13 protein-coding genes are annotated in these 21,521 nt (G+C 67.8%); 9 read left to right on the plus strand and 4 right to left on the minus strand.

Annotated features, from left to right (window positions below; genetic code table 11):
• Positions 1 to 92: 92 nt before the first annotated feature.
• The 4 genes from ACFPFG_RS16905 to ACFPFG_RS16920 are packed head-to-tail and all read left to right on the plus strand — an operon-like array spanning position 93 to position 7,795.
• Positions 93 to 4,226 (plus strand): YhdP family protein, encoded by a 4,134-nt coding sequence (locus tag ACFPFG_RS16905; protein WP_380107503.1) that lies wholly within the window; start codon positions 93 to 95, stop codon positions 4,224 to 4,226.
• Positions 4,223 to 5,038 carry a carbon-nitrogen hydrolase family protein gene (locus tag ACFPFG_RS16910; protein ID WP_374619030.1) on the plus strand — a complete coding sequence of 272 codons (816 nt, stop codon included), beginning with the start codon at positions 4,223 to 4,225 and terminating at the stop codon, positions 5,036 to 5,038. The genes ACFPFG_RS16905 and ACFPFG_RS16910 overlap by 4 nt, the downstream gene beginning before the upstream one ends.
• Complete coding sequence (locus ACFPFG_RS16915) at positions 5,035 to 7,140, plus strand: two-component system sensor histidine kinase NtrB (protein WP_183021335.1); 2,106 nt, start codon at positions 5,035 to 5,037, stop codon at positions 7,138 to 7,140. The genes ACFPFG_RS16910 and ACFPFG_RS16915 overlap by 4 nt, the downstream gene beginning before the upstream one ends.
• Before the next feature lie 25 nt (positions 7,141 to 7,165).
• Positions 7,166 to 7,795 carry a response regulator transcription factor gene (locus ACFPFG_RS16920; RefSeq protein ID WP_183021334.1) on the plus strand — a complete coding sequence of 210 codons (630 nt, stop codon included), beginning with the start codon at positions 7,166 to 7,168 and terminating at the stop codon, positions 7,793 to 7,795.
• 5 nt (positions 7,796 to 7,800) lie between these two features.
• On the opposite strand, the gene ACFPFG_RS16925 is transcribed toward ACFPFG_RS16920, so the two are convergent.
• A complete protein-coding gene (locus ACFPFG_RS16925) occupies positions 7,801 to 9,075 on the minus strand; it encodes an amino acid deaminase (RefSeq protein ID WP_380107506.1) in 1,275 nt (424 codons plus the stop codon).
• Between the two features lie 105 nt (positions 9,076 to 9,180).
• Entirely contained in the window at positions 9,181 to 9,897 is a 717-nt protein-coding gene (locus ACFPFG_RS16930; RefSeq protein WP_374619021.1) for a YiaD family glycine zipper/OmpA-like lipoprotein, read from the minus strand.
• 324 nt (positions 9,898 to 10,221) lie between these two features.
• On the opposite strand from ACFPFG_RS16930, the gene mltA reads away from it, so the two are divergent.
• The gene (gene mltA / locus ACFPFG_RS16935; RefSeq protein WP_183021331.1) at positions 10,222 to 11,406 is read left to right on the plus strand and encodes a murein transglycosylase A; all 1,185 of its coding nucleotides are present in this window, start codon (positions 10,222 to 10,224) and stop codon (positions 11,404 to 11,406) included.
• Between the two features lie 247 nt (positions 11,407 to 11,653).
• Here mltA and ACFPFG_RS16940 read toward each other — a convergent pair whose 3' ends face one another.
• Together ACFPFG_RS16940 and ACFPFG_RS16945 are read right to left on the minus strand one after the other, a co-directional pair.
• Complete coding sequence (locus ACFPFG_RS16940; RefSeq protein WP_183021330.1) at positions 11,654 to 13,414, minus strand: MFS transporter; 1,761 nt, start codon at positions 13,412 to 13,414, stop codon at positions 11,654 to 11,656.
• 161 nt (positions 13,415 to 13,575) lie between these two features.
• Entirely contained in the window at positions 13,576 to 14,079 is a 504-nt protein-coding gene (locus tag ACFPFG_RS16945; protein ID WP_016449368.1) for an Lrp/AsnC family transcriptional regulator, read from the minus strand.
• Between the two features lie 188 nt (positions 14,080 to 14,267).
• Here ACFPFG_RS16945 and ACFPFG_RS16950 point away from each other — a divergent pair, with 188 nt between their 5' ends.
• The 4 genes from ACFPFG_RS16950 (at position 14,268) to secF (ending at position 21,494) form a co-directional block, all read left to right on the plus strand.
• Complete coding sequence (locus tag ACFPFG_RS16950) at positions 14,268 to 17,849, plus strand: indolepyruvate ferredoxin oxidoreductase family protein (RefSeq protein ID WP_380107510.1); 3,582 nt, start codon at positions 14,268 to 14,270, stop codon at positions 17,847 to 17,849.
• A gap of 331 nt (positions 17,850 to 18,180) precedes the next feature.
• Complete coding sequence (yajC, locus tag ACFPFG_RS16955; RefSeq protein WP_071957020.1) at positions 18,181 to 18,516, plus strand: preprotein translocase subunit YajC; 336 nt, start codon at positions 18,181 to 18,183, stop codon at positions 18,514 to 18,516.
• A 91-nt stretch (positions 18,517 to 18,607) separates the two neighbouring features.
• A complete protein-coding gene (secD, locus tag ACFPFG_RS16960) occupies positions 18,608 to 20,530 on the plus strand; it encodes a protein translocase subunit SecD (protein WP_183021328.1) in 1,923 nt (640 codons plus the stop codon).
• Positions 20,531 to 20,543: 13 nt separating this feature from the next.
• A complete protein-coding gene (gene secF, locus ACFPFG_RS16965; protein WP_183021327.1) occupies positions 20,544 to 21,494 on the plus strand; it encodes a protein translocase subunit SecF in 951 nt (316 codons plus the stop codon).
• Positions 21,495 to 21,521: the final 27 nt, after the last annotated feature.

Consider the following 21,521-nt stretch of genomic DNA (forward strand, 5'->3'; position numbering starts at 1 on the left):
CCACTCACGCGCAGAGGGATTGCAGCAACCCTTGGTTACCGCCCAGGCCCTGGGGGCGCCGGTCATAATTCCCGTCATAGCTGATGCCGCCGATGATCGAACCGAAACCGCACCCCACACGCCTGACCCGTTGGATGGCCGGCCTTGCGCGGTGGTCACTGGGGCTGGTCCTGGCCTTCTGGCTGGTCCTCGCCTCCGTGTGGGGGGTGCTCCATGGCTGGATTGTGCCGCGAATCGGCGAATGGCGTCCTCAGCTGGAATCCCTGGCCTCACGCACGCTGGGCCTACCGGTTCGCATAGGCAGCATCACGGCCCGCAGCGAGGGATTGGTCCCCCGCTTCGAGCTGGGCGACGTGGTGGTGCAAGACCCCGAACATTCGGCAGACGCCCTGCGCCTGCCCAGCGTGGTGGTGGCCGTTTCGGCCCGCTCGCTGATGCGCCTGGGCGTGGAGCAGATCTATATCGACCGCCCCGAACTCATGGTCCGCCGCGCGGCCGATGGCCGTGTCTTCGTGGCCGGCATCGAGATCAGCCCTTCATCCGGCGGGGACAATGCCGCCGCCGACTGGCTGTTTTCCCAGACCGAGCTGGCCCTGCGCGGCGGCAGCCTGCTGTGGGTGGACGAGCTGCGCCAGGCACCGCCGCTGGCCTTGCGCGATGTGGACCTGGTGCTGCGCAACAAGGGCTGGAGCCACGGAATGCGCCTGGATGCCACGCCGCCCGAAGGCTGGGGCGAGCGCTTCATGCTTGCCGGCCTGTTCCGCGAGCCGCTGCTGTCCACGCACGAGGGCAACTGGCAGCGCTGGAGCGGACAGGCCCATGCGATGTTCACGCAGATCGACCTGTCCCGGCTCGGGCAGTACATGGATACGTCCGACCTGCGCCTGCAGCAGGGCCGGGGCGCAATGCGCGCCTGGATCGACCTGCGCCAGGGCCAGCCCGTGGGCGCCATGGCCGATGTGGCGGTGAATGCCCTGCAACTGCAGTGGCGCGAAAACCTGGAGCCGCTGCAGTTGCAGGCGCTGACGGGCCGGCTGAGCGTGCAGCATCAGGATGGCTGGCGCTTCGCGGCGCAGAACCTGGAATTCTCCACGGGCGACGGCCTGCACTGGCCGGCAGGCAATCTGCGTGCGCGCTACAGCCCTGCGGGCGCCAGCACGCAGGGAGCGCTGGGCGAGCAGGGCGAGTTCCAGGCCGATGGCATCGACCTGGCCATCCTCGCCCAGTTGGGCCAGCGCCTGCCGCTGCCCGAGCAGCTGCAGCGCCATCTGGCCGGCATGGCCCCGGCCGGCCAGCTGCGCCAGTTCCAGACAAGCTGGCGCGGCCCGCTGCAGGCTGTGCAGCAGTACAAGGCCAGCGGCGAGCTGCAGCAGTTGTCGATCGACGGCGTGGCATCGTCCGAAGGCCCCACGAAGCCGGGCATGCCCGGCATCAAGGGCCTGAACGCGCGCTTCTCGCTGGACCAGGACGGCGGACAGGCCCAGCTGGAGATGGAGGGCACGGCCCGGCAACCGGCTGCGCTGACCTTCCCCGGCGTATTCGAGGAACCCGAGATTCCATTGCACCGCCTGCAGGCCAGCCTGCGCTGGCAGTTGCGCGGCCAGGCCATCAGCGTGCAAGTGCCCAACCTGCGCTTTGCCAACGATGACACCGAGGGCGAGGCCCGTGCGCAATGGCACACCGGCGACGGCAGCGACAGGCAGCCGCGCTTTCCCGGCGTGCTCGACCTGCAGGGCCAGTTGCGCAACGCCGACGGCACGCGCGTGCACCGCTACCTGCCGCTGGAGATTCCCGCCGATGCGCGCCACTACGTGCGAGAGGCCATCCACGCCGGGCGCGCAAGCACAGTGAACTTCAAGGTGCGCGGCAACCTGGACCACGTGCCGGCCGAAAAGCCCAGCCAGGGCGAGTTCCACATCGCGGCCAAGCTGCATGACGTGCACTATGAATATGTGCCGCCCCATCTGCTCACGCATGGCGAGGCGCCCTGGCCGGCCCTGGTCGATCTGTCCGGAGAGCTGGTCTTTGACCGCTCCTCCATGTCCGTGCGCAATGCGCGCGGCCAGTTCGCCGGCTATCCGCAGCTGCAGATGCGCGACATCCAGGCCAGCATTCCCGACCTGGCCCACACCGAGGTGGCCGTCACCGCCAAGGGCCAGGGCCCGCTGGCCGACATGCTGGGGGTGGTCAGGACTTCGGCGCTGTCGGCTCTCACAGGACATGTGCTGGACGGCAGCGAGGCCACGGGCGCCGCGCAACTGGCCCTGCAGCTGCACCTGCCCATCGACCATCTGGACCGCAGCAAGGTGTCCGGACAGGTCACGCTGGCGGGCAACTCCCTGCAGCTCGATGATCAGACGCCCCATCTGAGCCAGCTGCGCGGGGCCGTCAAGTTCTCAGAAACCGGCTTCTCGCTGGCCGGCCTGCAGGCGCGCGCGCTGGGCGGGGAGCTGCGCGCCGATGGCGGCATGCAGGCGCTGGCGCGCAATGCGCTGGCCACCGAATCCTCCGTGAAGGTGCGTGTGCAGGGCACGGCCACGGCACAGGGGCTGCGCGACGCCAGGGAGCTGGGCTGGGTGGCCGACCTGGCCCGCCATGCCGAGGGCCAGTCGCCCTACTCACTGCTGCTGAAGGTGCGGCGCGGAACACCCGAAATCCAGGTCCAGTCCAACCTGCAAGGCATGCGCATCCACCTGCCCGCCCCGCTGGGCAAGGCGGCGGAATCCAGCCAGCCCTTGGCCGTGAGCCATCAGCTCGCACCGGACTCCTTCGCCTCGCCCGATGCTCCGCTGCGCGACCAGATCAGCGTGCAACTGGGCGATACGGGCTCGGTGTTCTATGAGCGCGACATCAGTGGCAAGCACAGCCGTGTGCTGCACGGCAGCATCCTCATAGGCCAGGAAGCGGGCACGGCATCCACTTCGGGCCAGGGCGTGCAGGCCCACGTGCAGCTGCCGCTCTTCAATCTCGATGACTGGCTGGCACTGGCACCGCAGTCCAGCGGCGCCAAGCCGGAGCCCGCCGATGCCGCAGACCCTGCACGCGAGTACCTCCCCGACCGGCTGACCCTGCGCGTCAAGCAGCTGCAGGCCAAGGGGCGGCAGCTGCACGACGTGGTGGCGGGCATCTCGCGCGATGGCGGCTCGTGGCACAGCAATCTCACCTCCCAGGAGCTGGATGGTTACGTGGGCTTTCGTGAAGGCACGGATGCCCAGCCCGAGGGGCAGCTGGTCGCCCGGCTGTCGCGCCTGACGGTGCCGGAGGCCAAGTCCGAACGCGTGGACGCCCTGTTCAGCGAAGGGCCGCGCCAGCTGCCGGCGCTGCAGATCGTGGTGGACGACATGCACCTGTCGGGCCACGCGCTGGGCCGCCTGGAGGTCGAGGCCCGCAACCGCCCTGTGCCCGGCAACGCGGCGGCGCGCGAATGGCAGCTGTCGCGCTTCAACATTTCCACGCCCGAGGCCACGCTGACGGCCAACGGCCAGTGGCGCCTGCCCCAGGGGCAGTCCGAGCATCCGGGGCGCAGCCAGCTGCAGTTCCAGCTGGACCTGCGCGACGTGGGCAAGCTGCTCACGCGCTTCGATATGCCTGGCGTGGTGGGCAACGGCAAGGGCGTGCTGCAGGGATCGGCGGGCTGGACGGGCTCGCCCATCACGCCCGATTTCCGCAGCCTCTCGGGCTCCATGCACCTGGATGTGCAGACCGGCCAGTTCCTCAAGGCCGAACCGGGCCTGGCCAAGCTGCTGAGCGTGCTCAGCCTGCAGGCGCTGCCACGCCGGCTGACGCTGGATTTCCGCGATGTCTTCAGCAACGGCTTCGCCTTCGACTTCATGCGCGGCGATGTGCAGATCACCGACGGCGTGGCGCGCACCAACAACATGCAGATGAAGGGTGTCAACGCTGCCGTGCTGATGGAAGGCACGGCCGACCTGGTCCAGGAGACGCAGAATCTGCACGTGGTGGTGGTGCCCGAGATCAACGCCATGACCGCCTCGCTGGTGGCCACGGCCATCAACCCCGTGGTCGGCCTGGGCAGCTTCCTGGCGCAGGTGCTGCTGCGCGGCCCGCTGATCGCGGCGGCCACCAAGGAATTTCGCATCGACGGCAGCTGGGACGATCCCCAGGTCACGGCCTTGCCGCGCCGCCGGGCAGCGATGCCCTCTGACACACCATCGCGCACGCCCTCCATCGCCACCGAGTCAGCCCCTTCAGGAGAGAGCCCATGAAAATCGCAGCCCTGCAAATGGTGTCGGTACCCGATGTGCGCGCCAACCTCGACCAGGCCATGGCCCTGCTGCGCCAGGCGCGCGAGCAGGGCGCCGAACTCGCGGCCCTGCCCGAATACTTCTGTGCCATGGGCCTGCGCGATACGGACAAGCTGGCCTACCGCGAGAGCTTCGGCCAAGGCCCCATCCAGGACTTCCTGGGCCGCGCCGCGCGCGAACTGCAGCTGTGGATCGTCGGCGGCACCCTGCCCCTGGTGGCCGATGACGATGCCCACGTGCTCAACAGCTCGCTGGTGTTCTCGCCCCAGGGCGAATGCGTGGCGCGCTACGACAAGATCCACCTGTTCCACTACGACAATGGCCGCGAGCGCTACACGGAAGCCGCCGTGGTACAGGCCGGCCATACGCCCGTGACCTGCGACATCACCTCGCACGAGGGCGAGTCCTGGCGCCTGGGCCTGAGCGTGTGCTACGACCTGCGCTTTCCCGAGCTGTACCGCCGACTGGCCGAGCAGGGCGCCGACCTGCTGCTGGTGCCCGCCGCATTCACCCACATCACGGGTCTGGCCCACTGGGAGGTACTGCTGCGCGCCCGCGCCATCGAAAACCAGGCCTACCTGCTGGCGCCCGCCCAGGGCGGCCACCATGAGAACGGCCGCCGCACCTGGGGCCACAGCCTGCTGGCCGACCCCTGGGGCATGGTGCTGGCGCAGCAGGCCGAGGGCGCCGGCGTGGTGCTGGGCGAGATCAGGCGCGAGCGCCTGGCGCATGTGCGCCGCCAGCTCCCGGCCCTGGAGCACCGCGTCCTGTGAATCCGCTGCACCTGTCCACGCCCGCTCCTGCCGAAGGCCGCTGGCCCTGGCGCCGCTGGCGCACCGCCTGGCGGCGCTGGTCGCTGTGGAGCCTGCTGGTCGCTCTGGTGGCCAGCATGCTCATCACCATGGTCTGGCTGGCCGGACGCTACGAGGCCTCCCAGGTCCAGGACAAGCTGGAGCGCGACACCGCCAATGCCGTGGCCGACATACGCGCCGCGCTCAACCGCAACCTGCAGGACCTGCAGGCGCTGAACGCGCCCGACAACGATCCCGCCGAGTGGAAAACCCGCGCCGCCGAGCTGCTGCAGGTGCGCCGCGAGCTGATGCGCATCGAATGGCGCGATGCGGGCCTGCAGATCCGCTCCCATGCCGAGACGCCCTACCGCAACGTGCAGTGGGAAGACCAGCTGCGCACGAACAACACCCACCCCGAGGCCGTGCTGACCTGCACCCACGCGCGCCGCCTCAACGGCCCGGCCTACTCGCCCAGCTACTTCCAGCTGCTGGCCGAAGGCCTTGGCACGGAGATGATGGAGGTCTGCCTGCCCCTGACGCAAAGCGGCCACATCATCGGCTTTGTCATCGGCACCTACAGCCTGCAAAGCCTGCTGATCACCCAGGTCAGCAAGAACCTGCCGCGCACCCAGGAAGTGTCCTTCACCGAGCCGGACGGCACGCGCCTGGCCCTGCTGGGCGCCTCCTGGCGCGGCACCCGCATGTTCACGGCGCAGCAGCTGCTGGACCTGCCGGGCAGCACCCTGGTGCTGCGCATGGACAGCTGGCACCGCGCGCCCAGCGTGTTCCCCAACGTGCTCACTGCCCTGGTGACGCTGATGTCCATCGCCCTGGTCTCCGTGGTCGCCGTGCTGGTGCGCGACAACCGCCGACGCCTGCGCGCCGAGCGCGATCTGGGCGATGCGCTGGCCTTTCGCAAGGCCATGGAGGACTCGCTGGTCACGGGCCTGCGCGCGCGCGATCTGCAGGGCCGCATCAGCTATGTGAACCCGGCCTTCTGCAGCATGGTGGGCTTCACGGCCGAGGAATTGCTGGGACTGAGCATTGCACCCTACTGGCCGCCCGAGCGCGCCGAAATCTACGCGCGCCGGCGCGACAGCCGCCTGTCCGGCAACGCCCCGCCACCGCGCGAGGGCCACGAAAGCATCTTCATGCGCAAGGACGGAACGCGCTTTCCGGTGTTGATCTTCGAGGCGCCGCTGATCAACGCCCAGGGCCAGCACACCGGCTGGATGAGTGCCTTCATCGACATCAGCGAGCAAAAGCGCATGGAAGAGATCTCACGCGCCTCGCAGGAGCGCCTGCAGGCCACGGCCCGCCTGGCCACGGTGGGCGAGATGGCCTCGCTGCTGAGCCATGAACTCACCCAGCCGCTGGTGGCCATCTCCAGCTACGCCACGGGATCGCTGAACATGCTGGGGAGCGACGATGACACGGGTGCGGGTGCAGGCGGCGCCATCTCGGGCAATGAAGCCCGGCTGCGCCAGCAACTGCAGGACCTGCGCATGGCCATGGAGCGCATCAGCTTCCAGGCCGACCGCGCAGGCCGCGTGATCAAGAGCGTGCGCGATTTCGTGCGGCGGCGCGACCAGTCCCGCGAAGTCATAGGCGCCGCCGAACTCATAGACGCCGTGCTGCCGCTGATCAGCCTGCAGGCACGCAACCTGGGCGTGCGCGTGACCACCGACATCGAGCCCGGCCTCTCGCCCGTGCTCTGCGATCCGACCATGATCGAGCAGGTGCTGCTCAACCTGGCGCGCAACGGCATGCAGGCCATGGACTCGCCCGAGACCATGGAGCGCGAGCTGCAGCTGCGCGTGCGCCGTGCGGCCGCCAGCACGCGCCGCAGCTGGGTGGAATTCGCGGTCATCGACTGCGGCAGCGGCATTCCACAGCATGTGGCGGAGCAGCTGTTCACGCCCTTTTTCACCACGCGCAACGAGGGCATGGGCCTGGGCCTGAGCCTGTGCCGCACCGTGGTCGAGCAGCATGGCGGCCACCTGCAGCACAGCCCCCACAGCCCGCGCGGAACCGTCTTCGCCTTCACGCTGCCGGCGCACAGCCCCGCGCAGGTGCAGGCATAGATGGAACAAATGGAACAATAGGCCCATGGAACCTGTACCCGACGCCACCGTCTACATCGTCGACGACGACACCGATGTCCGCGAAGCGCTGGCCTGGCTGCTGCGCTCGCGCCGCCTGCTCAGCGAATGCTATGCCAGCGCAGAGGCCTTCGATGCCATGCTGCAGTCGCGCCCGCCGCCGCGCAATCCCTGCTGCCTGCTGCTGGACATGCGCATGGGCGGCATGAGCGGGCTGGCGCTGTTCAACCTCATGCTGGAACGCAACCAGATCGCAGGCATGCCCGTGATCTTCCTGACCGGCCATGCCGACGTGCCCACGGCCGTGGACACCGTCAAGCGCGGTGCCTTCGACTTCTGCGAGAAGCCTTTCTCGGACAATGCCCTCGTGGACCGCATCGAACAGGCGCTGGAACTGTCGGCCCAGCACCAGGCCGAAACCCGTGCGCGCGAAGCCGTGCGCGCACGCTTGAACGAGCTGACGGAACGCGAGCGCGACGTGATGCGCCTGGTGGTCGAGGGCATTCCCAACAAGCTCATCGCCGACCAGCTGGACATCAGCGTGCGCACCGTCGAGGTTCACCGCGCGCGCGTCTTCGACAAGATGCAGGTCAAGTCGGCCGTTGAACTGGCCAACCTGCTGCGCACACACGACTGACCCCTTCAGAAATACGTGGCAATCACGTCCACCACGTCATAGCGGTCATCGACGACGGCCAACTGCCGCCATTTGTCGAAGGTAAGGCAGGGGTGCGAGATGTCGAAGGCCAGCATGTCGCCTATGCGCAGGCCATCGCCCTCGGCCACCTTCAGAAAGGCATGCTGGTCCATCATGGCCGTGACCTCCCAATGCGGGGGGGCCGCCACGGGCGCGGCATCGCCAGGGCGGTAGCGCAGAGCGGGCCGGGGAGGCACGGCCTCGAAGGCCGTATCGCGCTTGCCAAGCGCCACGATGGCGCGGCCGGGCTCGGGCAGCGACTGCACATAGGCCCAGACCTGCAGCGCAGGCTGCAGGCTGGCACGCATCTGCTGCGCCACGGGATTGGTCTGGTCGATGCGCCGCTGCGCTGCCTGGTAGATGCCTGCGTCATGCGTGAGATAGCAGCCCGGGCGCAGCACCAGATCCATCGGGCCGCCAATGTCGGCCTTGCCGAACTCCTGGGCCACCACGTCATACCAGGCCGATCCGGCGCCGGTGAGCACGGCCGGGCTGCGCTGCAGCCGGCCCTCGCCCGCCAGCCGCTGCACCCAGTCCACGGCGCGCCGCAGCAAGGCACGGATGGGCTCTTCTTCCTTGAGCACGCCCTCGTAGACCTCTATCCCGGCCAGCCGCACGCCGGCACCGGCCCGGGCCAGCGCGTCCAGCAGCGGCTGCATCTGCGCATCGGAGCGCACACCCGTGCGCCCGCCAGGCGGGCCCAGTTCGATCAGCACCTGCACGGACCGGCCCGCTGCGCCAAAAAAGGCAGCCAGTTGCTCGACCTGCTCGGCACAATCGACCAGGCAGAAGAACTCGAAGCCGGGATCGGCCAGCAGCTCGGCCACGGCCGCCATGTTGCGCCGGCCTATCAACTGGTTGGCCATGAGTACGCGGCGCACGCCATGGGCATGGGCCACGCACGTCTGCTGGGCGGTGGCCAGCGTGATGCCCCAGGCGCCCGCGTCGATCTGCTGGCGGAACAGGCGGGGCGCCATGGTCGTCTTTCCGTGGGGCGCAAGCTGGGCGCCATAGGCATCCACAAAGCGCTGCATCCAGGCCAGGTTGTGCGACAGGCGCGACTGCGACAGCACGGCCACCGGCAGGCTCAAGTCTTCCCGCAGCAGGTTCCAGCCCCGCGCGGCAGCGTCCTGCGGCGTGCAGGCTGCGGACAGCGCGCCCAGGCCCTTGTCGAGCGGGCTGACCACGTCGGCCACGCCAGCTGTGCTTGCTTCACTCATACGACTCCCCATTGATGGATGGGAGCCAGCATAGGGCAATGCCGGTGCCCGACCACGCAAAAACGCCCCGCGTCGCGGGGCGTTGCATCTGGCGCAGAGCCCGGATCAGCGGGGCTGCTGGTATTGCGGCTGCTGGTACTGCGGCTGCTGTTGATACTGAGGCTGCTGCTGGTGCTGCTGCGGGATCTCGCCCACGAAGATCTCCACGCGGCGGTTCATGGCACGGCCGCTGGCCGAGTCGTTGGAAGCCACGGGTTGGTGCGAGCCACGGCCTTCGGTGGCGATGCGGGCGCCCGAGACGCCGCGCATGGTCAGGTAGTTGCGCGTGCTGTTGGCGCGGTCCAGCGACAGCGGATTGTTGATGGCGTCAGAGCCGGTGCTGTCCGTGTGGCCGATGATGCGCACCTCGGCATTGGGGTTGTTGCGCAGGCCTTCGGCGAAGCGGTCCAGGATGGGAGCGAAGTTGCCCTTGATGTCGGACCGGTTGGTATCGAACGAAATGTCGCTGGGAATGTCCAGCTTGAGCTGGTTGTCGGCCGTCTGGCTCACGTTCACGCCCGTGCCCTGGGTGGCCTGCTCCATCTCGCGCTTTTGCTTTTCCATGTTCTGCGACCAGATGTAGGTGCCCAGTGCGCCCACGCCGGCGCCGATCACGGCGCCCGTGCCGGCCCTGCCGCCGGTGACGGCACCCAGCACGGCGCCGGCTGCAGCGCCCACGCCAGCGCCCGTGGCCGTGCGGCGCTGGGTGTCGCTCATGTTCGCGCAGCCGGAGATGAACAGTGCGGCCGCCGTCGCGGCGGCCAGAACGATGTGCTTGCGCATAGGGAACTCCTTGTTGGACGAAGAGAATGCGTTGGCGCAGGGCCATCCCTGCGGCGAGGCCCCATTGTTGGGGCCGGCGGGTGCAGCAGAGTATCAGTGCCGGCAGGGCTTACCCGTAGGACGACGCCCGCTCCGCAGCGTGGGCAGCGGCGTCATCACGGATCTCTGCGATCCTGTCCGGGGGAAGGCTTCTCTGGAGACGGGTGCGAATCCCGTGGCGTGTCCACGGGCAACTCGCCCTTGCGGCGTCCGGAGAACATGGTCCACCACACAATAGCGACCAGAATCACCAAGGCCAGCAGTGCTTCGAGCAAAATCAACCCCATGAATTTCCACCTCCTGCGCCATGCCGCGATGGCGCTGATTGTAGGGACGCTGGTCGCCTGCACGACCACCACCAAACCGGTCTACGACCCCTCGCCCGTGCCCGACCTGCAGCCGGGAGGCTCGCCCGCCGTCACGCCCAAGCCCCCGCTGGTCACCAGCACGCCCACCAAGAGCCGCTGGATCGCAGCAGACTGGAGCGAGTTGCCCGGCCTGCAGGAGGACGCGCTGCACGAAGCCTGGAATGCCTGGCTCAAGAACTGCGAACGGCCCAGCTCGGTCTTCGCGGGCCTGTGCCGCGATGTGCGCCAGTTGAGCATTGCCACGGGCGACGAGCAGCGCGCCTGGCTCATGGCCAATCTGCAGCCCTACCGCATCGAGGCGCTGGGCGGTGGCCCGGACGGCATGCTGACGGCCTACTACGAGCCGCTGTTCGAGGCACGGCGCCTGCCGGGCGACGGCTTCAACGTGCCGCTGTACAAGACGCCGGCCGGCGCCGGCTTCGGCAGCCGCAAGCCCTGGTTCTCGCGCCAGCAGATCGAGACGATGCCCGAGGCCCAGGCGGCCCTGGCCGGCCGCGCCATCGCCTGGATGCGCGACCCCGTCGATGCAATGGTGTTGCACATCCAGGGATCGGGGCGCCTGAACATCACCGAGCCCACAGGCGCGCAACGCACGATCCGCGTCGCCTTTGCGGGCACCAATGACCAGCCCTACAAGAGCGTGGGCCGCTGGCTGCTGGACCAGGGACTGGTGCGCGATGCCACCTGGCCCGGCATCAGCGCCTGGGTGGCCGCCAACCCCGGCCGCGTCAATGAAATGCTGTGGAGCAATCCGCGCTACGTCTTCTTCCGCGAGGAGCCGCTGGAAGGCCTGGACCTTCAGTTCGGCCCCAAGGGCGCCCAGGGCGTGGCCCTGACGCCAGGCCGCTCCATCGCCGTGGACAAGCAGAGCATTCCCTATGGCACGCCGGTCTGGCTGTCCACGTCAGGGCCCACCGTGGCCCTGAACCGCCTGGTCTTCGCCCAGGACACTGGCAGCGCCATCGTCGGCGCCGTGCGCGCCGACTACTTCATGGGCTGGGGCCCCGAAGCGGGCGACCTGGCCGGCCGCATCAAGCAGAACCTGCGCCTGTGGGCCTTCTGGCCGCGGAGCCTTGCCAGCCAGGCACCGCACTTGAGGTGACCCCCTGAGCGGCTACGCCGCTTCCCCCTCTCTACTCGCTTCGCGAGGGAGGGGGACGACAGCCCCGCTTTGGGGTGCGCCGGTTTTATCCTTTGCGCCAAGGCTCGCCCCGCATGGCACAAGACCAGCGCAGACACACCTCTATCCACTGTCCCTCGCTCTGGCGCGGCCCAACGCCAGGGGCGCCGAGCAAGAGCCGCCTCGCGGCGAGGGCGCCGTCCCCCTCAGGGGGAAGGCGCGCAGCGCCTCAGGGGGTATCGAAGTACCTCGTGACGCGCGGCGGCTCCTTGCCCTTGTGATAGGCCAGCTTGCGGTCGCGCAGGGCCACGTCGGCAGCGGTGACGCGGTCGAAGCGGCGCAGGTGCTCGGTCCAGGATTCGTCGACGATCTGCTCCACATAGCGCTCGGGGTGGCTCATGCTGTGCAGCAGGCTCCAGCCCAGCGCGCCCTGGCGCATGCGGCTGCGGCGGCTTTCCTGCATGAGGGCGCGGAAGGCCTCGGCCTGGGTGGGGTCGATCTGGTACTCGATGGTGACGACCACGCGGCCGGCTTCGGGGATGTTGACCTCGGGGCGCTGGAAGGCCTTTGAGGGGCTCAGGTCCTCCTCGATCTGGCGGTCGCGCACCAGGCGCTGCACCAGCAGCATGCAGGCCACGCCGCTGGCGGCTGCCACCATGAGGCTGCCTCGCACGCCCACCATGCTGGCCACCTGGCCCCAGAGCGCGGCGCCCGCCGCCGTGCCACCCATGATGGACATCTGGTAGATGGACATGCCGCGCGCCCGCACCCAGTTGGGCAGGGCCATCTGGGCCGAGACGCCCAGCACGTTGGCGGTGGAGATCAGCGCCATGCCGGCCAGCATCATGGCCGGCACGGCCATGTACACATTGGGCGACAGGGCCACGGCCAGCGTGGCCAGCGCATGCACGGCAGAGCCCGACCGGATCAGACTTTCCTTGGACATGGCCTGGCGCAGGCGCGGCAGGAACATGGCGCCCACGATGGCGCCCGCACCCATGGAGGCCAGCAGCAGCGTGAAGGTCTCGGCACCGCCCCCGCCCTCGGTGGGGCCGTGCAGGCGCTGGGCCACCAGGGGCAGCAAGGCCATCACGGCCGTGCACTGCAGGAAGAAGCACACCGTGCGCGCCAGCACCGCATGCATGCGGGGCGACTCGCGCACGAACTGCAGGCCCACGCGCATGGCCGAGGGCAGGCGCTCGCGGCCCAGCGGGTTGGCCACATGGCGGCGCTTCCAGCGGATCAGCACGATGCCCGAGAGAATGGACAGCACGGCGTTCAGCACGAACACCCAGGCGCTGCCCAGGCTGGCGATGATGGCGCCCGCCACCAGGGGGCCGATGATGCGCGATGCGTTCATGGCCACGGCATTGAGCGCCATGGCCGAAGGCAGGTGGTGCTTGGGCACGAGTTCGGGAATCAGCGCCGAGAACACGGGCCAGCGCATGGCCAGGCCGATGCCGTTGGCAAAGGTCAGCACCAGCAGCCAGTGCGCCGTCATCCGGCCGGACAGCACGAACAGGCACAGCACCAGGGCCACGGCCGCCACCCAGAACTGGGTGACGATGAAGTAGCGGCGCCGGTCCAGGATATCGGCCAGCGCGCCGCTGGGCAGGCCCAGCAGGAAGACGGGCAGCGTGGAGGCCGATTGCACCAGGGCCACCAGCACGGGCGAGGTGGTCAGCGAGGTCATGAGCCAGGCCGCCGCCACATCGTTCATCCACATGCAGGTGTTGGCCGCCATCCAGATCAGCCAGAGCATGCGGAAGGTGGGGCCGGACAGCGGCGCCCAGACGCCCTGCTGGGCCTGGGCCGTCTTCTGGCCTTCGGCCTCGGCAGCCGCCTTGTCGGCGGCCGTCATGCCCGACGGGTCTTCGATCAGGGTGCCCGGCGCCCCCATGCCCGAGGGCTCGGCCGGAGGCTGGGTGGAAGGCTCGGATTCAGAGGCAGGCGGCTGGGCGGGGACTGGTGTTGTTTGTTCTGCGGCCATGTGCCCCTGATTCTCGGCCCAAACGCGGGGGTGGCGCCAGAAATGGTTGTTGCACTAAGAACCACGCTCACCGCCTTGCACGGCAGGCGTTTTTCGCTCCTTTTGCAGGAGCACACTGTCGCTTCGGCGCGACCTTCATCGGCCGGCTCGCAGGCCCGCCGCTACTGGCCCGGCAGTCCCTGGCCCGCCATGGGCCCCAGCTGGGACAGGGGCAGCGCATGGCTGGACTTGATCTCGCCCAGCGAGAAACTGGTCTGCATGTCCTTCACATTGGGCAGGTTCAGCAGCGTGTTGCGCGCGAACTGCGCAAAGCTGTCCAGGTCGCGCGCCACCACCTGCAGCTCGAAGGTGCCGGTGCCGCTGATGTAGTGGCAGGTGACCACCTCGGGCAGCTTGCGGATGGCGTCCTCCATCTCCAGCGTCAGCGTGCCGGCCGTGCGCACGGCGTCCAGCCTCACGAAGGCCAGCACGCCCAGGCCGATCTTGTGGCGGTCGATGTCGGCGTGGTATCCGCGGATGAAGCCCGCCTCCTCCAGCGCCCGCACCCGGCGCCAGCAGGGCGCGGCCGACAGGCCCACGCGCTGGGCCAGCTCGGCATTGGTCAGGCGCGCATCGGCCTGCAGGTGGCCGAGGATGGCAATGTCGAATTTGTCCAAAGTTTGCACGAAACACCGTTTTCAAGAAAGATTCTTGCCAAGAATACTTGAAACAGCGCAAAGAAAGCAAAGACCTATCAGACGAGCACGAATACACTGAAAAAAGGCGATTTGGTTCAGACAACGAGTGCCGTGCATGACTCTTTCCCGTTCCGGGCAGGACATGACAGGGCGCCGACCATCGATGGAGACAAGCCATGAATGCCCCACTGCCCGAAGACGTGCGCCGCGCCCTGGAGACGGTCACTCTCGACGACAAATACGCTCTGCAGCACGGCCGTGCGTTCATGAGCGGAGTACAGGCCCTGGTGCGCCTGCCCATGCTGCAGCGCCAGCGCGACGCTGCAGCCGGGCTGAATACCGCAGGCTTCATCAGCGGCTACCGGGGCTCCCCGCTGGGCGGCTATGACCAGGCGCTATGGGCCGCGAAAAAGCACCTCGAATCCAACAACATCGTCTTCCAGCCCGGCGTCAATGAAGAACTGGGCGCCACGGCCGTCTGGGGCACGCAGCAACTGGATCTCTACCCCGAGACCAAGAAGTTCGACGGCGTCTTCGGCCTGTGGTACGGCAAGGGCCCGGGCGTGGACCGCTGCTCCGACGTGTTCAAGCACGCCAACATGGCGGGTACGGCCAGGCACGGCGGCGTGATCGCGCTGGCCGGCGACGACCACATCAGCAAGAGCAGCACGGCCGCCCACCAGAGCGACCACATCTTCAAGGCCTGCGGCACGCCGGTGTTCTTTCCCAGCAATGTGCAGGACATCCTGGACATGGGGCTGCATGCCTTTGCCATGAGCCGCTTCTCGGGCCTGTGGTCGGGCATGAAGACCATCCAGGAGGTGGTGGAGTCCTCGGCCAGCGTGTCGGTGGAGCCGGACCGCGTGAACATCATCCTGCCCGAGGACTTCCAGATGCCGCCCGGCGGCCTGCACATCCGCTGGCCCGATGCGCCGCTGGAGCAGGAGCAGCGGCTGATGAACTACAAGTGGTATGCCGCCCTGGCCTATGTGCGCGCCAACCGGCTCAACCACAACGTGATCGACGGCCCCAACGACCGCTTCGGCCTGATCGCCAGCGGCAAGGCCTACAACGACATGCGCCAGGCCCTGGCCGACCTGGGCCTGGACGACGACACCTGCCGCCAGCTGGGCATACGCGTGCACAAGGTCAACGTGGTCTGGCCGCTGGAGGCCACCATCACGCGCGACTTCGCGCGCGGCCTGCAGGAAATCCTGGTGGTGGAGGAAAAGCGCCAGGTCATCGAATACCAGATCAAGGAAGAGCTGTACAACTGGCGCTCCGACGTGCGGCCCAACGTGGTCGGCAAGTTCAGCGATGAGCACGGCGGCGAATGGTCGGTGCCCAATCCCAGCCAGGACTGGCTGCTGCGCCCCAATGCCGACCTGACGCCGGCCCTCATCGCACGCGCCATCGTCCAGCGCCTGACCAAGATCGGCGTGCCCGAACACATCGCCCAGCGCATGCATGAGCGCATTGCCGTGCTGGACGCCCGCGAGGCCGCGCTCAAGGCTGCCCAGAGCCAGCCCACGGGCGACCGCGTGCCATGGTTTTGCAGCGGCTGCCCGCACAACACCAGCACCCGCGTGCCCGAGGGCAGCCGCGCCGTGGCCGGCATCGGCTGCCACTACATGACGGTGTGGATGGACCGCTCCACCAGCACCTTCACGCAGATGGGCGGCGAGGGCGTGACCTGGGTCGGCCAGGCGCCCTTCACCAAGGACGCCCATGTCTTCGCCAACCTGGGCGACGGCACCTACTTCCACAGCGGCCTGCTGGCGATACGCCAGAGCATCGCGGCCGGCGTGAACATCACCTACAAGCTGCTGTACAACGATGCGGTTGCCATGACCGGCGGCCAGCGCGTGGGCGAGCGGCCCGAGGGCCACTCGGTGCTGCAGATCATGAACAGCCTCAAGTCCGAGGGCGTGGCCAAACTGGTCATCGTCACCGACGAGCCCGCCAAGTACGACGGCGTGGCGCTGGCCGAGGGCGTGACCGTGCACCATCGCGACGAGCTGGACCGCATCCAGCGCGAGTTCCGCACCCTCAAGGGCTGCACGGCCATCATCTACGACCAGACCTGCGCCACCGAAAAGCGCCGTCGCCGCAAACGCGGCACGCTGGCCACGCCCGACAAGACCGTGGTCATCAACGAATTGGTCTGCGAGGGCTGCGGCGACTGCTCGGTGCAGTCCAACTGCCTGTCGGTCGAACCGGTGGAGACCGAGTTCGGCCGCAAGCGCCGCATCAACCAGAACACCTGCAACAAGGACTACTCCTGCGTGAAGGGCTTTTGCCCCAGCTTCGTCACCATCGAAGGCGGACAGCTCAAGAAGCCCAAGAAGGAGAAGAAGGGCGACCTGTCCGTGCTGCCCGCCATCCCGGAGCCCGTGCTGCCGGTGGCCGAGCAGGCCTGGGGCATCGTCGTGGCCGGCGTCGGCGGCACGGGCGTGATCACCATCGGCTCGCTGCTGGGCATGGCCGCCCACCTGGAGGGCAAGGGCGTGATCACCCAGGACGCGGCCGGACTGGCGCAAAAGGGCGGCTCCACCTGGAGCCACATCCAGATCGCCAACCGTCCCGAGGCCATCTACACCACCAAGGTGGACATGGCCAAGGCCGACCTGGTGATCGGCTGCGACCCCATCGTCACGGCCACGCCGACCACCATGTCCGTGATGCAGCCGGGCCGCACCTTCGTGGCGCTCAACAGCCACGGCTCGCCCACGGCAGCCTTCGTCACCAACCCTGACTGGCAGGCACCGGACGACCGCTGCGCCAGCGCCCTGGCCCAGGCCGTGGGCCCCGAGCTGCTGGGCAGCTTCGACGCCGAGCAGGTGGCCGTGCAGCTGCTGGGCGACAGCATCTACACCAACCCGCTGATCCTGGGCTACGCCTGGCAAAAGGGCCGCGTGCCGCTGTCGCATGCGGCGCTGATGCGCGCCATCGAACTCAACGGCGTGCAGGCCGACAACAACAAGGCCGCCTTCGAGTGGGGCCGCCGCTGCGCCCATGACCTGGCCGCCGTGCGTGCCCTGTTCCAGACGGCCCAGGTGATCCAGTTCGTCAAGAAGCCCTCGCTGACCGAGATGGCGGCCAAGCGCGTGGACTTCCTCACGGGCTACCAGAACGCCGGCTATGCGGCCGAGTACCAGGCCTTCGTCGACAAGGTCCATGCCGCCGAGCGCGGCGTGTCGGGCTCCGGCACGCGCCTGTCGGAAGCCGTGGCCCGCTATCTGTTCAAACTCATGGCCTACAAGGATGAGTACGAGGTCGCGCGCCTGCACACCGATGCGGCCTTCAGCCAGCGCATCGCCGGCATGTTCGAGGGCGACTACCGCGTGGTCCACGACCTGGCCCCTCCCTCCTCGGCCGGCAAGGATGAGCACGGTCATCTGGTCAAGAAGTCCTATGGTCCCTGGATGCGCAAGGCCATGGAAGTGCTGGCGAAGATGAAGGGCCTGCGCGGCACGGCGCTGGACCCCTTCGGCCGCACCGAGGAGCGCCGCACCGAGCGCGCCCTGATCCAGGAATACCGCCAGTGCATCGAAGGCCTGCTGGCCGAACTCACGCCCGAGCGCCTGGCGCTGGCCGTGGAGATCGCCAGCATTCCCGAGGACATCCGCGGCTACGGCCATGTCAAGGAGCGCAACCTGGCAGCGGCACGCATCAAGTGGAAGGCGCTGATGGCACGCTGGAACGCACCATCACGGGGTGCGGGCAGCACGGACAAGCCCGCTGTCGGTGTCGCCTGAAACCACACGGACCGCCCCGCTCCAGGGGCCTCCTGTAAGATCGCGGCCGCCGCCCGCACCGCAAGGTGTGGGCGGCGCGGCTCCGTCAGGGTCCGTTCCATGGACCGTCAAGCCGGGCGCAAAAATCACGAAAAACCGCGCTCCACCCCTTTAAAAACGGCAGATGGCAGCCAGTTGCAGCCATCGTCGCCGAAAAACCCGCAGCCGCCAGTTCCTGGCAGCCCATGTGGGTCAGGGCTGACGCATACAATGCTCCGTTCTCCTGCGCGGGCCCGTGCATACGGCGTGCGCAGCGACCCTTTTTCGACCTTCCAATCCTGGAGTCTTGCCCGTGTTTATTTCTTCCGCTTTTGCCCAGACCGCACCCGCAGCAGCAGCCTCCGGTGGCGACTTCATGTCGCAGCTGTACGGCATGGCACCGCTGGCGCTGATGTTCGTGGTGCTGTACTTCGTGATGATCCGTCCGCAGATGAAGCGCCAGAAGGAGCATCGCTCCATGATCGAGGCACTGGCCAAGGGCGACGAAGTGGCAACGGCCGGCGGCATCATCGGCCGCGTGACGCGCATGTCCGAGCAATTCCTGCACATCGAGATCGCCTCGGGCGTGGAAGTCCAGATCCAGCGCAGCGCCGTCGTACAGGTGCTGCCCAAGGACACGCTGAAGTAAGCGCTGTCCCTGTCTTGCGGGTGTGCGGACCGCGCAGGCGGCAGCACACCCTTTTGTGCGTTGCTGTCTACAAAGAGCGAAGAGCGCGATCATGAACCGATATCCGGTCTGGAAGTACGCGATCATCGTGATCGCGCTGCTGGTGGGGGTGCTCTACACCCTGCCCAATTTTTTCGGTGAGGCGCCTGCCGTGCAGGTCTCCTCGGCCAAGGCCACCGTCAAGGTGGACAACGCGGTGCTGCACAGGGTCGAGGAGGCCCTGAAGGCTGCCGATGTCAAGCCCGATGTGCTGACCATCGAGGGCACCTCGGTGCGGGCGCGCTTCAACACGCCCGACGAGCAGCTCAAGGCCAAGGACGTGATCCAGAAGGCCCTGATCCCCGATGCCAACGACCCGGCCTACATCGTGGCGCTGAACCTGGTGTCGCGCTCGCCGCAATGGCTCACGGCCGTCGGCGCCAAGCCCATGTACCTGGGCCTGGACCTGCGCGGTGGCGTGCACTTCATGCTGCAGGTGGACATGGCTGCGGCCCTGACCAAGAAGGCCGACTCCTTTGCCGGCGACCTGCGCACCTCGCTGCGCGACAAGAACATCCGCCACGGCGGCGTCTCGCGCAACGGCAACACCGTCGAGATCCGCGTGCGCGACGAGGCCATGCTCACGGCCGCACGCAATCTGGTCACCGACCAGTTCCCCGATCTGGCAGCCACCTCCGAGCCTGATGGCGCCGGCTTCAAGCTGCTTGCCTCCATCAAGCCCGAAGCCCTGCGCAAGGTGCAGGAGCAGGCGCTCAAGCAGAACATCGTCACACTGCACAACCGTATCAACGAGCTGGGCGTGGCCGAGCCCGTGATCCAGCAGCAGGGTCTGGACCGCATCATCGTCCAGTTGCCCGGCGTGCAGGACACGGCCAAGGCCAAGGACATCCTGGGCCGCACGGCCACGCTGGAAGTGCGCCTGGTGGACGAATCCTCCGAGGCGCGCGGCGCCGAGCTGGGCTCGGGCCCAGTGCCCTTCGGCTCCGAGCGCTACTTGGACCGCAACGCCCAGGCCGTGATCGTGCAAAAGCAGGTCGTGCTGACCGGCGAGAACCTCACCGACGCACAGCCCGGCTTCGACAGCCAGACCCAGGAACCCACGGTCAACCTGGTGCTCGATGCCAAGGGCGCGCGCATCTTCAAGGACATCACGCGTGAGAACGTGGGCAAGCGCATGGCCATCATCCTGTTCGAAAAGGGCAAGGGCGAGGTCGTGACGGCTCCCGTGATCCGCACCGAGATCGGTGGCGGACGCGTGCAGATCTCGGGCCGCATGACCACGGCGGAAGCCAACGACACGGCCCTGCTGCTGCGCGCCGGCTCCCTGGCCGCGCCCATGGAGATCATCGAGGAATACACCATCGGCCCCAGCCTGGGCGCCGACAACATCAACCGCGGCATCCACTCCGTGGTCTGGGGCCTGGTGGCCATCGCGGCCTTCATGTGCGTGTACTACATGCTGTTCGGCGTGATCTCCACGGTGGCCCTGTCGGTCAACGTGCTGCTGCTGCTGGCCATCCTGTCCATGCTGCAGGCCACGCTGACCCTGCCCGGCATCGCCGCCATGGCGCTGGCGCTGGGCGTGGCCATCGACTCCAACGTGCTGATCAACGAGCGCATCCGCGAGGAACTGCGCGGCGGCGCCTCGCCGCAGGCCGCCATCCACGCGGGCTACGAGAACGCCTGGCACACCATCCTGGACTCGAACGTGACCACGCTGATCGCGGGCCTGGCGCTGCTGGCCTTCGGCTCCGGCCCGGTGCGCGGCTTTGCCGTGGTGCACTGCATCGGCATCCTGACCAGCATGTTCTCGGCCGTGTTCTTCTCGCGCGGCCTGGTCAACCTCTGGTACGGCCGCCGCAAGAAGCTCAAGAGCATCTCCATCGGCCAGGTCTGGAAGCCTGAAGACACCAGCCAGCTGCGCTCGGTGGCCACCAAGGGCGCCAGCCCCGCCGATTCCGGCGCCAACAACTGAAAGGGGGAAGACCATGGAGTTCTTCCGCATCCGCAAAGACATCCCCTTCATGAAGTACGCGTTGATCCTCAACGCGATCTCCTTCATCACCTTCGCGCTGGCCGTGTTCTTCCTGCTCACGCGCGGCCTGCACCTGTCCGTGGAGTTCACGGGCGGCACCGTGATGGAGGTGGCCTATACCCAGACCGCCGACATCGCCAAGGTGCGCGATACCGTCTCCAAGCTGGGCTACAGCGACGTCACGGTGCAGAACTTCGGCACATCGCGCGACGTGATGATCCGCCTGCCCGTGCAAAAGGACGTGTCCTCTGCACAGCAAAGCGAGCAGGTGCTCACGGCGCTCAAGAAGGAAGACGCCGAAGTCACGCTGCGCCGCACCGAGTTCGTGGGCCCGCAGGTGGGCGACGAGCTCATGCACAACGGCCTGATGGCCTTGGGCTTCGTGGTGCTGGGCATCGTGATCTACCTGGCCATGCGCTTCGAGTGGAAGTTCGGCGTGGCCGCCGTGATCGCCAACCTTCACGACGTGGTCATCATCCTGGGCTTCTTCGCGTTCTTCCAGTGGGAGTTCTCGCTGTCCGTGCTGGCCGGCGTGCTGGCCGTGCTGGGCTACTCGGTCAACGAGTCGGTGGTGATCTTCGACCGTATCCGCGAAGCCTTCCGCAAGTTCCGCAAGCTCAGCACCACCGAGGTGATCGACCACGCCATCACCAGCACCATGAGCCGCACCATCATCACCCACGCCTCCACCGAGGCCATGGTGCTGTCCATGTTCTTCTTCGGTGGCCCCAGCCTGCATTACTTCGCGCTGGCGCTGACCATCGGCATCCTGTTCGGCATCTATTCCTCGGTCTTCGTGGCCGCCGCCATCGCCATGTGGCTGGGCGTCAAGCGCGAGGATCTGATCAAGGCGCCCAAGGCCTCCACGGACCCCAACGACCCCAACGCCGGCGCCACCGTGTAAGCAGATGTTTTAGCCCTGTACCGGCTT

Source organism: Delftia deserti, from assembly GCF_042653485.1.
Classification (GTDB): Bacteria; Pseudomonadota; Gammaproteobacteria; order Burkholderiales; family Burkholderiaceae_C; genus Comamonas; species Comamonas acidovorans.

Bases quoted from the DNA above. Each gene is read 5' to 3' on its own strand.
- mltA (WP_183021331.1), top strand. From the start codon at position 10,222: ATGAATTTCCACCTCCTGCGCCATGCCGCGATGGCGCTGATTGTAGGG.
- ACFPFG_RS16920 (WP_183021334.1), top strand. From the start codon at position 7,166: ATGGAACCTGTACCCGACGCCACCGTCTACATCGTCGACGACGACACC.
- secF (WP_183021327.1), top strand. From the start codon at position 20,544: ATGGAGTTCTTCCGCATCCGCAAAGACATCCCCTTCATGAAGTACGCG.
- ACFPFG_RS16940 (WP_183021330.1), bottom strand. From the start codon at position 13,414: ATGGCCGCAGAACAAACAACACCAGTCCCCGCCCAGCCGCCTGCCTCT.
- secD (WP_183021328.1), top strand. From the start codon at position 18,608: ATGAACCGATATCCGGTCTGGAAGTACGCGATCATCGTGATCGCGCTG.
- ACFPFG_RS16910 (WP_374619030.1), top strand. From the start codon at position 4,223: ATGAAAATCGCAGCCCTGCAAATGGTGTCGGTACCCGATGTGCGCGCC.
- ACFPFG_RS16930 (WP_374619021.1), bottom strand. From the start codon at position 9,897: ATGCGCAAGCACATCGTTCTGGCCGCCGCGACGGCGGCCGCACTGTTC.
- ACFPFG_RS16905 (WP_380107503.1), top strand. From the start codon at position 93: ATGATCGAACCGAAACCGCACCCCACACGCCTGACCCGTTGGATGGCC.
- ACFPFG_RS16925 (WP_380107506.1), bottom strand. From the start codon at position 9,075: ATGAGTGAAGCAAGCACAGCTGGCGTGGCCGACGTGGTCAGCCCGCTC.
- ACFPFG_RS16950 (WP_380107510.1), top strand. From the start codon at position 14,268: ATGAATGCCCCACTGCCCGAAGACGTGCGCCGCGCCCTGGAGACGGTC.